This is a genomic window from Massilia jejuensis, assembly GCF_042656795.1.
Taxonomy (GTDB): Bacteria; Pseudomonadota; Gammaproteobacteria; order Burkholderiales; family Burkholderiaceae_D; genus Telluria; species Telluria jejuensis.
The window spans coordinates 1-12,417 of the sequence record NZ_JBHSMS010000057.1 but is presented as its reverse complement, the minus strand read 5'-3'; the positions used below and the strand labels follow the sequence as shown (position 1 = coordinate 12,417).

11 protein-coding genes and 1 pseudogene are annotated in these 12,417 nt (G+C 64.2%); 6 read left to right on the top strand and 6 right to left on the bottom strand.

Annotated features, from left to right (window positions below; translation table 11 throughout):
* Window positions 1–16 precede the first annotated feature (16 nt).
* From cheD to ACFPOU_RS17225, 5 genes are all read left to right on the top strand, one after another.
* Window positions 17–616: a chemoreceptor glutamine deamidase CheD gene (cheD, locus tag ACFPOU_RS17245; protein ID WP_379723907.1), complete on the top strand. Its 600-nt coding sequence runs from the start codon at window positions 17–19 to the stop codon at window positions 614–616.
* A 25-nt stretch (window positions 617–641) separates the two neighbouring features.
* Window positions 642–1,703: a protein-glutamate methylesterase/protein-glutamine glutaminase gene (locus ACFPOU_RS17240; RefSeq protein ID WP_379723904.1), complete on the top strand. Its 1,062-nt coding sequence runs from the start codon at window positions 642–644 to the stop codon at window positions 1,701–1,703.
* Window positions 1,704–1,827: 124 nt separating this feature from the next.
* Entirely contained in the window at window positions 1,828–2,220 is a 393-nt protein-coding gene (gene cheY, locus ACFPOU_RS17235; RefSeq protein ID WP_379723901.1) for a chemotaxis response regulator CheY, read from the top strand.
* Between the two features lie 2 nt (window positions 2,221–2,222).
* Window positions 2,223–2,870, top strand: coding sequence for a protein phosphatase CheZ (cheZ, locus tag ACFPOU_RS17230; RefSeq protein ID WP_379723897.1), 648 nt, complete (start codon window positions 2,223–2,225; stop codon window positions 2,868–2,870).
* 54 nt (window positions 2,871–2,924) lie between these two features.
* Complete coding sequence (locus ACFPOU_RS17225) at window positions 2,925–4,130, top strand: EAL and HDOD domain-containing protein (protein ID WP_379723894.1); 1,206 nt, start codon at window positions 2,925–2,927, stop codon at window positions 4,128–4,130.
* Window positions 4,131–4,181: 51 nt separating this feature from the next.
* Here the strand turns inward: ACFPOU_RS17225 and ACFPOU_RS17220 are convergent, their stop codons facing one another.
* The 6 genes and pseudogenes from ACFPOU_RS17220 to metG form a co-directional block, all read right to left on the bottom strand.
* On the bottom strand, window positions 4,182–4,940 hold the full coding sequence (locus tag ACFPOU_RS17220; RefSeq protein ID WP_379723891.1) for a PilZ domain-containing protein: 759 nt from the start codon (window positions 4,938–4,940) through the stop codon (window positions 4,182–4,184).
* Between the two features lie 163 nt (window positions 4,941–5,103).
* Window positions 5,104–5,943 carry a pantoate--beta-alanine ligase gene (gene panC / locus ACFPOU_RS17215; RefSeq protein ID WP_379723888.1) on the bottom strand — a complete coding sequence of 280 codons (840 nt, stop codon included), beginning with the start codon at window positions 5,941–5,943 and terminating at the stop codon, window positions 5,104–5,106.
* Window positions 5,944–5,973: 30 nt separating this feature from the next.
* Window positions 5,974–6,870: a segregation and condensation protein A gene (locus tag ACFPOU_RS17210; protein ID WP_379723885.1), complete on the bottom strand. Its 897-nt coding sequence runs from the start codon at window positions 6,868–6,870 to the stop codon at window positions 5,974–5,976.
* 11 nt (window positions 6,871–6,881) lie between these two features.
* Window positions 6,882–7,082 (bottom strand): DUF3460 family protein, encoded by a 201-nt coding sequence (locus ACFPOU_RS17205; RefSeq protein ID WP_379723882.1) that lies wholly within the window; start codon window positions 7,080–7,082, stop codon window positions 6,882–6,884.
* Between the two features lie 73 nt (window positions 7,083–7,155).
* Entirely contained in the window at window positions 7,156–8,472 is a 1,317-nt protein-coding gene (locus ACFPOU_RS17200; RefSeq protein ID WP_379723879.1) for an enoyl ACP reductase FabMG family protein, read from the bottom strand.
* 141 nt (window positions 8,473–8,613) lie between these two features.
* Window positions 8,614–10,785: pseudogene (gene metG, locus ACFPOU_RS17195) on the bottom strand (methionine--tRNA ligase); the annotation flags it as partial.
* A 132-nt stretch (window positions 10,786–10,917) separates the two neighbouring features.
* Here metG and apbC point away from each other — a divergent pair.
* A complete protein-coding gene (apbC, locus tag ACFPOU_RS17190) occupies window positions 10,918–12,006 on the top strand; it encodes an iron-sulfur cluster carrier protein ApbC (protein ID WP_379723876.1) in 1,089 nt (362 codons plus the stop codon).
* Window positions 12,007–12,417 lie beyond the last annotated feature (411 nt).

The window sequence follows — 12,417 nt, the reverse complement described above, 5'->3', positions numbered from 1 at the left end:
GGACCTGCGGAAAGCCATGGAATCGAACAAGCATTTTGCCACCAACGTCTACTATGACCGCACCTTCGACTGCGACGCGGCCAAGATCCTGCCGGGCGAGTACTACTACACCGGCAAGAACATGCTGATCGTGACCGTGCTCGGCTCCTGCGTCTCGGCCTGCATCCGCGACCGCGTCACCGGCCTGGGCGGCATGAACCACTTCATGCTGCCCGACGGCGGCGATGCCGCCAGCCCGGTGTCGGCGTCCATGCGCTACGGCACCTTCGCCATGGAAATCCTGATCAACGACTTGCTGAAGGCGGGCGCCCGCCGCGAGCACCTGGAAGCGAAGGTCTTCGGCGGCGGCGCCGTGCTGCGCGGCTTTACCGCGATGAACGTGGGCCAGCGCAACGCCGAGTTCGTAATGAGTTTTCTCAAGACCGAACGCATCCCGGTGCTGGCCGAAGACTTGAACGACATCCACCCGCGCAAGGTGTACTTCTTCCCGAAGACGGGCAAGGTGCTGGTGAAAAAATTGATGCAAACCCAGAACGATACGCTGGCCAAGCGCGAACTCGATTATGCCAAGCGCCTCAAGGTCGAGCCGATGGGCGGCGAAATCGACTTGTTCTGACCCGTACTGATCCGAAGGATAACGCATGAAAATAAAGGTCCTGATCGTCGACGACTCGGCCCTGATCCGCAGCGTCATGAGCGAGATCGTCAATTCGCAAGCGGACATGGAAGTCGTGGGCACCGCGCCCGACCCGCTCGTCGCACGCGAACTGATCAAGAAAACCAATCCGGACGTGCTCACGCTCGACGTCGAGATGCCGAAGATGGACGGCCTCGACTTCCTGGAAAAGCTGATGCGCCTGCGCCCGATGCCGGTGCTGATGGTGTCCTCGCTGACCGAGCGCGGCTCGGAAATCACGATGCGCGCGCTGGAGCTGGGCGCGGTCGACTTCGTGACCAAGCCGAAGATCTCGATCCAGAGCGGCATGCGCGAGTACACCGAGCTCATCGCCGACAAGATCCGCGCCGCCGCGCGCGCGCGCGTCAAGCGCGCCAATGTCAGCGCCGCGCCGACCATGGCGCTGCCCTCGATGCGCAGCCCGTTGATCTCGTCGGAAAAACTGATCATCATCGGCGCCTCCACCGGCGGCACCGAAGCGATCCGCGAATTCCTGATGCAGATGCCCTCGGACTGCCCGGGCATCCTGATCGCCCAGCACATGCCGGAAGGGTTCACCACCTCGTTCGCGCGCCGCCTCGATTCGCTGTGCAAGATCAGCGTGGTCGAGTCCGCCGGCAACGAGCGGGTGCTGCCGGGGCACGCGTATATCGCGCCTGGGCATTCGCATCTGCTGCTGACGCGCTCGGGCGCCAACTACATGACCAGGATCGAGCAGACCGACCCGGTCAACCGCCACCGCCCCTCGGTCGACGTGCTGTTTCGTTCGGCCGCCGTGGCAGCCGGCAAGAACGCGGTCGGGGTGATCCTGACGGGCATGGGCAAGGACGGCGCTGCCGGCATGCTGGAAATGAAGCACGCGGGCGCGCACAATTTTGCCCAGGACGAGGCATCCTGCGTCGTCTTCGGCATGCCGCGCGAAGCGATCGCCATCGGCGCGGCCCACGAAGTGGCGCCGCTGACGGCCTTGCCCGGCCTGGTGCTCGACCACCTGTCGGCCCACGGCGGACGAGCGTTGCGCGTTTGATCCGGATCGCGCCTTTTCTCTCTGTTTTATCGCCGTACGGCAACAAAAATGCTATTCTTGAGGTTGCTTGTCGCAGCGACCCAAGCCACACTAACCTTAAGTACAAGAATCAACGGAGTATTTCATGGCTGATCCAAAGATGCGTTTCCTGGTGGTTGACGATTTCTCGACGATGCGCCGTATCGTCCGGAATTTGTTGAAAGAACTGGGCTACGCCAACGTCGATGAAGCGGAAGACGGCGTGATGGCGCTGGCCAAGCTGCGCAGCGAACCATTCGACTTCGTGGTCTCGGACTGGAACATGCCCAACATGGACGGTCTGACGATGCTGCAAAACATCCGTGCCGATCCCGCGCTGGCCAAGTTGCCGGTGCTGATGGTGACGGCCGAAGCGAAGAAAGAAAACATCATCGCGGCGGCCCAGGCCGGCGCGAGCGGCTATGTGGTGAAGCCATTCACCGCGGCCACCCTCGACGAGAAACTGAACAAGATCTTCGAGAAAATGGAAAAGGCCTGATCATGCACGAGCCGGTCGCTGCGTTTGCTTCGGAAGGGGTTGCACACGAGGAAGTCCTGAGCCGGGTCGGCCACATGACGCGTGCGCTGCACGACAGCCTGCGCGGACTCGGCCTGGACAAGCTGGTCGAGAAAGCGGCGAGCGACATCCCGGATGCGCGCGACCGCCTCGATTACGTGGCGCGGCTGTCGGAACAGGCCGCCAAGCGCGTGCTCGACGCCACCGATACGGCCGGCCCCTTGCAGGATGCGGTCGAAAGTCGCAGCGCCGACGTGCGCGGCGCCTGGCAGGCACTGCTCGACAGCGACGCCGCCCTCGATGGCGGCCTGCGCTCCCTGGCCGAGCGCACCGTCGCGATGATGGCGGAGAACGAACGCGCCGCCACCGCCACCCGTGCCGAGCTGATGAACATCATGCTGGCCCAGGACTTCCAAGACCTGACCGGCCAGGTGATCGGCAAGATCACCTCGATCGCGCAAGACCTGGAAAAGCAGCTGGTGCAAGTGCTGATCGATTTCGCCCCCAGCGAAATCAAGCGCGAGCTCGACAGTGGCTTGCTGAATGGCCCGCAGATCAAGCCGGAAAACAATCTCGAGGTGGTGGCGAACCAGGGCCAGGTCGACGACCTGCTCGATAGCCTGGGCTTCTGAGTACCTGAGCACCCGGCGGCGCCTCGCCGCCCTTGTTTTATCGCGGCCACTTCCATGCATCACACCAATTATATTGTTCGCGAACCGTTGCTCGATTCCGCCCAGCGCGTCATCGGCTACGAATTACTCTGGCAGCAGCGCGGGCAGGCGACGCCGGACGCCGACCTCGAAGAACTGGTCGGCTTCGTCGCCGAACATGTCAACCATGCCGAGCACGGCTGGCTGCTGCGCGACAAGCAACTGTTCCTCGACGCCGTGCCGGCGATGCTCTCCACCGACGCCCTGTTCGAGCTGCCGCCCGAGCGCACCGTCCTGAGCCTGCAGGCACGCCACCTGATGGACCCGGGCGCGCGCGCCGCTATCCAGGCCGTGCGCGCCGGCGGCGTCGGCATTTCCCTGCGCGGCCTCGAGGTCAAGCACCTGACGGCCGCACTCGCACCGTACGCCTCGCACCTCGAGATGCGCTTCGCCGGCACCGACGTGGCCGCGCAGGCGCGCGCCTATGCCGCCGCCAAGCAGTCGGCGCTGCGCATGGTCGGGCGCCCGGTCACCAACTGGGTCGACTACGACGCCTGCGCCATGCTCGGCCTGGACGCTTTCGTCGGCAAGCTCCACCTGACCCCGCGCCCCGGCAATCCGGTCAAGGGATTGAACCCGGCCCAGGCCATCATCCTGCAACTGATGCAGATGGTGCAGAACAACGACGACATCCCGAAGCTCGAAAGCGTGCTGAAACGCGACCCGGCGCTCACCTATAAACTGCTGCGCAACATCAACTCGGCCGGCTTCGGCGCGGGGCGCGAGGTGCAGTCGATCCGCCAGGCGATTAGCCTGATGGGCTATGCGCCCCTGTACCGCTGGCTGACCATGCTGCTGGCCAGCGCCAGCGCGAGCGGCTACTCGCCGGTGCTGATGGAAACGGCCGTGGTGCGCGGCCGCCTTACCGAACTGCTGGGGCTGCATGCGCTGCCGAAGGGCGAGGCCGAACACCTGTTCGTCGCCGGCATGTTCTCGCTGCTCGACCGCCTGCTCGGCCTGCCGATGAAGGAGGTGCTCGACACCATCCCGCTACCGCCGGAAGTGGTGCGCGCGCTGATGGCGCGCGAGGGGATGTACGGACCCTACCTGGCGCTGGCCGAGGCTTGCGAGCTGAGCTCGAACCTGGTGGGCTCGCTGGCGGGGTCGCTCGACATCAGCCCGCTGGAGGTGAACAAGGCGCACCTGTCGGCGCTGGCGTGGGCGCAGGCGGTGACGCAGTAGCCGGGAGGACAAGCCTTCGCCGGTCGCGGCGGCGGCACTTCGCCGGCCGCTTCAGGTTCGTCCGCGATTCGACGTCACCAGCCGCTCTAGGTGCTGGTACATCTGCATCTCGATATTGTCGATGCTGCACCCGATCTGCACCTGCTCGCCCAGCAAGAAGCTGCGGAAGGGCCGCAGCAGGCGGATTTCCAGGTCGGCCACGATCGCCAGCGCCGGCCCGAGCTGCAGGCGCACGCTTTTCAATTTCCGTCCCAGATACAGTTCCGCCGCCTGGTCGGGCGTGGCGCGCAGGCCGACGCCGCCGACCGAGTAGTCGCACAGCGGCAGCTCGAACAGCTTGTTCAGGAGCGTGAAGGTGGCGGCGTAGCTGCCGTTGACGGGCGTGTCGAGGCGCGGCGCGGCGCGCCGGTTCAGGACCAGGCAGGTATCGGGGAACACGGCCGGCACCAGGTTCGGCTGGCCGGGCAGGCTGGCCCAGTCGCTTTCGAGCTCGAACTGCAGCTTGGCGTTGCCTCCCAGCGCCGCCACGAAGGTCGCGCGTCCGGGCGAAATCGGGCCCGCGCCGGCCACGTCGAAGGTGAAGCGCGGGTCTTCCGGATGCACGGAGGCGATGCGCGCCAGCATCGGCGCGCCCAGTCCCGCAGGATAGATCGTCATGGCCTCGCCGGAGTCGGCCAGGTTCGACAAGGTCTCGCCGATGTCGAAGGGGTCGCGCATCTCATGCGGCGCGGCCTGCGGCGTGATGCGCTCGAGCATGTCCGCGGGACGGGGCGGGCCCTTGCGGGGCAGGGGAAGCGAGGTGTCGGTCACGGAGGCAATCCTTGCGGCGAAATCACGGCATGGTGGCCGGCGAAGTCCGGCGTACATGCCGTATAGCCTCACAGTATAGACGGCAACGCTTGATGTTGCAAAAAGTTAAGAGTTATTTGCAAAATATCAGGCCGGCCGTGGCGCGCCGGCCTCGACGCGGCGATCAGATTTCGAGATTGTCGATCAGGCGCGTAGTGCCGAGCTTGGCTGCGGCCAGCACGACCAACGGTGCGCCTTCGGCCAGGTCGCCGGCCGAGGGCGGCTGCAGGTCGATGCGCTTGCGCACCGAGATGTAGTCCGGCTTCCAGCCGCGCGCGGCCAGCTGGGCCATCGCTTCGCGCTCGACCGAGAAGAGGTCGAGATGGCCGCTGCGGATTTCGTTGGCAACGAAGTTCAGGCCTGCATACAGGGCCGGCGCCTCGGCGCGCTCGTCGGGCGAGAGATACATATTGCGCGAGGACAAAGCCAGGCCATCGTCGGCGCGAAAGGTTTCGGCGCCGATGATTTCGGTCGGCATCGCGAACTGGCGCGTCATGTTGCGCACGATCATCAGCTGCTGGTAATCCTTTTTGCCGAACACGGCCACGCGCGGCTGCACGCAGGAGAACAGCTTGGTCACGACCGTGCATACGCCGCCGAAGAAACCGGGGCGGAATTTGCCTTCCAGCGTATTGCCCAGCATGTCGGGCGGCTGCACCCGGTATTCCTGCGGCTCCGGATACAGGTCTTTCTCGGTCGGCGCGAACAGCACGTAGACGCCTTCCTTTTCCAGTTTCTCGACGTCGGCCTGGAAAGTGCGCGGATACTTGTCGAAGTCTTCGTTCGGCCCGAACTGGAGGCGGTTGACGAAGATCGAGGCGACCACCGGGTCACCGTGCTTGCGCGCCAGGCGCATCAGCGACAAGTGGCCTTCGTGCAGGTTGCCCATCGTCGGGACGAAGGCGGTGCGCAGCTGGCCGCGCAGTTGGTCGCGCAGCTCTTCAATGGTCGTGATGATTTTCATGGTGTGAATACGTAAAGTTGTTCGCTCGGCTCATGCCGGCGAGTATGCCAGGCGCACGTAGATCGGCGCGAACGGTTCGGCCTGGGTGATTTCGACCAGGGTTTCCTTGGCCAGCTCGAGCAGGGCGACGAAGTGCACGACGACGATCGGCACCGTCTCCTGGCCGGCGAACAGTTCGCCGAATTCGACGAAGCGCTGCGACTGCAGGGTGCGCAGGATGGCCGACATGTGCTCGCGCACCGACAATTCCTGGCGTCCGATGCGGTGGTGCTGGGTCAGTCTGGCACGGCGCAGCACGTCGAGCCAGGCGCGCTGCAAGTCGTGCGGATCGACCTGGGGCCACACCGGCTCCAGGCTTTGCTCGACCGGCAGCGACGGCCGCAGGAAATCGCGTCCTTCCTGCGGCATGGCGCCCAGGTTGAGGGCGGCGATCTTGATCTGCTCGTACTCCAGCAGGCGCCGTACCAGTTCGGCGCGCGGGTCGCCCACGTCCTCGACCAGGTCGTTTTCGCGCTTGGGCAGCAGCATGCGCGACTTGATCTCGATGAGCATCGCCGCCATCAACAGGTACTCGGCGGCGAGTTCCAGGTTGCTCTTGCGGATCTGCTCGACATACACCAGGTATTGCAGCGTGACCTGCGCCATCGGGATGTCGAGGATGTTGAAGTTCTGCTTGCGGATCAGGTAAAGCAGCAGGTCGAGGGGACCCTCGAAGGCGTCGAGGAAAATTTCGAGCGCGTCGGGCGGGATGTACAGGTCGTTGGGCATGCGCAGCAGCGGCTCGCCGTACAGGCGCGCGATCGCAGCCGCGGCGGCATCGTCGAGGGCGGCGCCATCCGACGCTGCCGGCGGCAAGGCGCCGTCGTCCGCAAGCCCGGTACCCGCGTCGACGGCCGGCGCTTCCGGCGCGGCCTGCTCAGGCAGCATGCCGCGGGCCTTCAGAACTTGTTCTGGTACGGATAGGCGTTCTGGCGCAGGCGCGACTGCTTGATGCGCGCTTCTTCGTCGAGCGAAATCGGCAGCTTGTCCCACAGCAGCGAGCGGCCTTCCTGCTGGCGCTGTTCCATACCCGGCGTCTTCGCCTTCAACTCTTCGATGAACTTCGTGTGGTCGGATACGTAACCGTTAAATTTAGGCATGGGTGTGTGCAGTAAAAATGAGAGCCGGGACGGCGAGGCAGATTGTTCTGCCCACGCGTCCCGGCGTCAAGGGTTAGGGGTGCAGCGCGTTGAGCTGGCGTGCGATGATGTCGTGGTTCAGCCACACGACGGGCGCGATTTTTTCCGAAGCGCCATGGAACATCAGCGGACCGGCGCCTTCCAGCACCAGCGACGACAGGTGGTCGGTGATCAGGGCTTTCTTGTCCTTGTGCAGGCCGGTGATGGCTTCCGAGGTACCGATCATGACCTCGGCCAGGGCCGGCGTGTTGTCCATTGGCCAGGCTTCGAAGTTGCGGAACTGGGCGCTGGTCGGGTCGTTGTTGTACTGCTCGATGGTCGCCAGCAGCGACGCGAGCGAGGTGCCTTCGCCCAGCAAATCCTGGCAGATCTGCCACTGCCGGTCGGCCCAGGCGCCGCCGCCTTCCTTTTTCAGCGCGATCAGCAGCGGGAAAAGCGACAGCTCGACGCCGACGAAAATGTCGGAAGAATTGGTGCGGATCTCGGGGCAGTTGAAGACGGTCGCGAAGACGCCCGACTTCCACGCGGCCTGGGCTACGCTTTCCAGGCGCATCTTGGCGTAGCCCTGGGTGTAGTTGGTATAGGTCTGCCAGACGTATTCGCCCTTGATGAGGATTTCGGTGCCATGGTAGCCGTAGGCCGTGTAGCGCACTTCGCCGCCGGCCTGCTCCACGCGCGTACGGATCTTGCTCGAAGCGTCGATCAGGTATTTCAGCGTGTTGGCGGTGACTTCGTCGAAATTCATCAGGATCAACTTGCCCAGGTCGCTTTCAAGCAGGGCGCGCGAGGACATGAAGCGTTCGCCGCGGCCTTTGTAGATACGGTTGGCAATGGCCAGGAATGCCTTGATCTTCGGAATGCCGCCGGCCATGGTGTGGGCGAAGAAGACGTTCGCGCCCGCCGGGATCAGTTTGTCGATCTCGTCCATGGCCTGGGCGGCGCTGGTGGTGAAGCGGCGCACGCCGGCTTCGCGGCAGCGCTCGATCTTTTCCCAGTCCAGCTTGTCTTCCTGCCAGGTCTGCAGGCGGATACCGGCCAGCATTTCGGTCGGATTCTGCTCGCCTTCGGGCGCGTCCATGTCGAAGCCGGCCATCAGCGGCACATTGATGATGCGTCCGCCCAGTTTTTCTTCGGCTTCCAGGTGTTCTTCCGCGCTGAGGGCGCGCAGGGCCCCGCCTTCGTCGCGGCGGCCGACCGTGATGCCGACGATCGTCATGCCCGCCGAGCGCGCCTCGTCGACGAGGCCGTTCGCATAGCCGCGGCCGAACAGTTCGCCGAAGAGGACGAAGACGTCGCCCTTGCGGAACACGTTGGCGGTCGGGATGTGGCGGAGGGGAGTGAGTTCGGTCATGTTATTAGCTACCTCTCTAAAGAGTTTGTAGGGCGGGTTCCAGCCAATCCTGGCGCGTGTTTCTTTTGGAAAACGGCATTATAACGCCGCCATGCGCCCCGGGAACGGCTGCTCCAGGGGCGTTGTCGAAGCGCGCCGGGCTCAGCGGATGCGCATGCCCGGGGCCGCGCCGGCCATCGGATCGAGCAGGTACAGGCCCGGGTTCGCCTTCTCGTCGGCGCTCGATGCGCACAGCACCATGCCTTCGGAAATGCCGAACTTCATCTTGCGCGGCGCCAGGTTAGCCACCATCACCGTCAGCCTGCCGACCAGCTCTTCGGGCTTGAACGCCGATTTGATACCCGAGAACACATTGCGGTGGCGGCCTTCGCCCGCGTCCAGCGTCAGGCGCAGCAGCTTGCCGGCGCCTTCGACGTGTTCGCAATGGACGATGCGGGCGACGCGCAGGTCGATCTTCGAAAAATCGTCGATCGAGATTTCAGGAGCGAGCTCTTCGATGCCGGCGGCGACCGCGGGCGCCGCGGCTTCGACCGGCGCCAGGGCGGCGGCCGCCAGCCCGGCGCTGGACACGACCGTGGCCGGATCGGCAACGGCGGGTTTGTCGAACAGGTCCTCGACCATCCTGGCGTCGATGCGCTGCATCAGATGTTGGTAGGCGCCGATCGAACGGCCGAGCATGCTCTCGTGGACGGCCGCGCCTTGCGTATCGGCCCAGGAAAAGGCGGCGTCGCCGAGGAATTCCGAGACGCGCGCGGCCACCTGCGGCAGCACGGGCGACAGCATGATCGTCAGCTGGCGGAACAGGATCAGCGCGGTGGTGCAGACCTCGTGCAGTTCGGCCAGTTTCGATGCGTCCTTGGCCAGGACCCACGGCTTGTTTTCGTCGACGAACTGGTTGGTGACGTCGGCGATTTCCATGATTTCGCGCAGCGCGCGGCCGAACTCGCGGGCCTCGAAGCTCGCCGCGATCGCGGCCTGGCGCTCGGCGCCGTCGGCGGTCAAGGCCTTGGCAATCCAGCCGCGGGCGCCATCGGACAGGGACGTGGCCAGCTTGCCATCGAATTTCTTGGCGATGAAGCCGGCGCAGCGGCTGGCGATGTTGACATACTTGCCGATCAAGTCGCTGTTGACGCGGGCGACGAAATCGTCGCCGTTGAAATCCAGGTCCTCGACCCGGGCATTGAGTTTGAAGGCCAGGTAATAGCGCAGCCATTCCGGATTCATGCCCAGTTCCAGGTAACGCAGCGGCGAAATGCCGGTGCCGCGCGATTTCGACATCTTTTCGTTGTTGACGGTCAGGTGCCCATGGACGGCGACCTTGAGCTTGTCGATGATCGGGTGGCCCGAGAAGTGCAGCATGGCCGGCCAGAACAGCAGGTGGAAGGACACGATGTCCTTGCCGATGAAGTGGACCTGCTCGGCCTGCGGGTCGTTCAGGAAGGCCCCGAAGTCGAGGCCCTGCCTGTCGAAATAATTCTTCAGCGACGCCAGGTAGCCGACCGGCGCGTCCAGCCACACATAGAAGAACTTGCCCGGCGCATCGGGAATCGGGATGCCGAAATAGGGGGCGTCACGGGAAATGTCCCAGTCGGCCAGCTTTTCGCCGTCTTCGCCCAGCCACTCGGAGACCTTGTTGACCATTTCCGGCTGCAGGCGGCCCGGGGTGTTCAGCCACGCTTTCAGGAAGTGGAAGCAACGCGGGTCGGACAGCTTGAAGAAATACTGCTCCGAGGGCTTGAGGATCGGGGTCGAGCCGGTGAAGACCGAGTAGGGCTTGACCAGTTCGGTCGGCTCGTAGGCGGCGCCGCAGACTTCGCAGTTGTCGCCGTACTGGTCCTTGGCGTGGCATTGCGGGCATTCGCCCTTGATGTTGCGGTCGGCCAGGAACATGCCCTTGACCGGGTCGAAGAAGCGGTCGACGGTCTTCGTGACGATCAGGCCGGCGTCGCGCAGCTTGCGGTAGATGCCTTGCGAGAGATCGACGTTTTCCGGCGAATCGGTCGAATACCAGTTGTCGAAGGCGATATGGAAGCCGTCCAGGTACTGGGCGCGGCCGGCGGCGATCTTCGCCACGAATTCCTGCGGCGTGATGCCTTCCTTTTCGGCGGCGATCATGATCGGCGTGCCGTGGGTGTCGTCGGCGCAGACGAAGTGGACCTGGCGCCGTGCGTCGCCATCGCGCTGCATTCGCTGGAAGCGGACCCAGATGTCGGCCTGGATGTACTCCATCATGTGGCCGATGTGGAAGGCGGCATTCGCGTAGGGCAGGGCGGTAGTGACGAACAGCTTGCGGGTCATGGTCGAAACGCTATTGTAGGGATGAAAAAAAACATTTTACCAGTGGATGGCCCTGAACGCGCAGGGGGTATTCCCGGGTTTTGCGAAGTTGATGGAGGAGGGGTGCAGCATTTTTTGCTACACTGCGCCATCACATTGGAGAAATACATGAGCATCACTGCAGACGACGTCAAGGCCGCACTGGCAAAGGTCATCGATCCTAATACGGGCAAGGACTTCGTGTCCTCCAAATCGGTCAAGAACATCCAGGTCGACGGCGCCGACGTCGCTTTCGACCTCGAACTCGGTTATCCGGCCAAGAGCCAGATCGCGCTGCTGCGCGCCGCCGTCGTCAACGGCGTGAAAACCATTCCCGGCGTGGGCAACGTCAGCGTCAGCGTTCAGGTAAAGATCCTGTCGCACGCGGTGCAGCGCGGCCTGAAGGTCATGCCGAACGTGAAGAACATCATCGCGGTCGCGTCGGGCAAGGGCGGCGTCGGCAAATCGACCACCGCCGTGAACCTGGCCCTGGCCCTGGCCGCCGAAGGCGCGAGCGTCGGCATCCTCGACGCCGACATCTACGGCCCTTCCCAGCCGATGATGCTCGGTATTAATGCGCGTCCGGACAGCGTGGATGGCAAGACCATGGAGCCGCTGGAAAACCACGGCGTGCAGGTGTCCTCGATCGGCTTCATGATCGATCCGGACGAGCCGATGGTCTGGCGCGGCCCGATGGTCACCCAGGCGCTGCAGCAGCTGCTCGAGCAAACCAACTGGCGCAACCTCGATTACCTGATCGTCGACATGCCGCCAGGCACCGGCGACATCCAGCTGACCCTGTCGCAGAAAGTGCCGGTCACGGGCGCGGTGATCGTCACCACGCCGCAGGATATCGCGCTGCTCGATGCGCGCAAGGGCTTGAAGATGTTCGAAAAGGTCGGCATCCCGATCATCGGCATCGTCGAGAACATGAGCACCCATATCTGTTCGAACTGCGGCCACACCGAAGCGATCTTCGGCCATGGCGGCGGCGAGAAGATGTGCAAGGATTTCAACGTCGACTTCCTGGGCGCGCTGCCGCTGACGATGTCGATCCGCGAGCAGACCGATTCGGGCCGTCCGACCGTGGTCGCCGATCCGGACGGCGCCGTGGCAAGCGTCTACAAGGCGATCGCACGCAAGGTGGCCGTCAAGGTGGCCGAGCGGGCGAAAGACATGACGAGCAAGTTTCCCAGCATCGTGGTCAAGAACGACTAGGCGACGCTCCCGGCCGGCCGGCGCAACTGCGCCCGGTCTGCCCCCGAAAAAGGCGTCCTTGCAACACGGGCCACCGGCCCCGAAGCGCGACGACCTACCCGGCGCCATCGTCCTGACCGGCGCCGGGGCACCCATCCCCTGTAAGAATTTGGCGCTGTCACCGCTACGTGTAGAAATTGAACTGCTGGGCTCTAGCGAGGTCGAACTGCCATTCGACCATCTAGCGGAGTCTGGCATGCAGGCAAGACGCTTCACACTATGGCTAAGGCAATTAAGTACATTGACAAGGCGCCAGCGTGCGCACCTCGTGCAGGCGCTACGGCCCTCGCTCGGGCTGGACCGGGTGTGCGAGGCGATCGACGGCGCAGCTTGCCTGCCACCGCCTTGCCCTGCTTGCAAGAGCGAACGCAG

Excerpts from the sequence above, each read along its gene's own strand:
- cheD (WP_379723907.1), top strand. The coding sequence starts at position 17 with ATGGAATCGAACAAGCATTTTGCCACCAACGTCTACTATGACCGCACC.
- ACFPOU_RS17240 (WP_379723904.1), top strand. The coding sequence starts at position 642 with ATGAAAATAAAGGTCCTGATCGTCGACGACTCGGCCCTGATCCGCAGC.
- cheY (WP_379723901.1), top strand. The coding sequence starts at position 1,828 with ATGGCTGATCCAAAGATGCGTTTCCTGGTGGTTGACGATTTCTCGACG.
- cheZ (WP_379723897.1), top strand. The coding sequence starts at position 2,223 with ATGCACGAGCCGGTCGCTGCGTTTGCTTCGGAAGGGGTTGCACACGAG.
- ACFPOU_RS17225 (WP_379723894.1), top strand. The coding sequence starts at position 2,925 with ATGCATCACACCAATTATATTGTTCGCGAACCGTTGCTCGATTCCGCC.
- panC (WP_379723888.1), bottom strand. The coding sequence starts at position 5,943 with ATGAAAATCATCACGACCATTGAAGAGCTGCGCGACCAACTGCGCGGC.
- ACFPOU_RS17210 (WP_379723885.1), bottom strand. The coding sequence starts at position 6,870 with ATGCTGCCTGAGCAGGCCGCGCCGGAAGCGCCGGCCGTCGACGCGGGT.
- ACFPOU_RS17205 (WP_379723882.1), bottom strand. The coding sequence starts at position 7,082 with ATGCCTAAATTTAACGGTTACGTATCCGACCACACGAAGTTCATCGAA.
- ACFPOU_RS17200 (WP_379723879.1), bottom strand. The coding sequence starts at position 8,472 with ATGACCGAACTCACTCCCCTCCGCCACATCCCGACCGCCAACGTGTTC.
- apbC (WP_379723876.1), top strand. The coding sequence starts at position 10,918 with ATGAGCATCACTGCAGACGACGTCAAGGCCGCACTGGCAAAGGTCATC.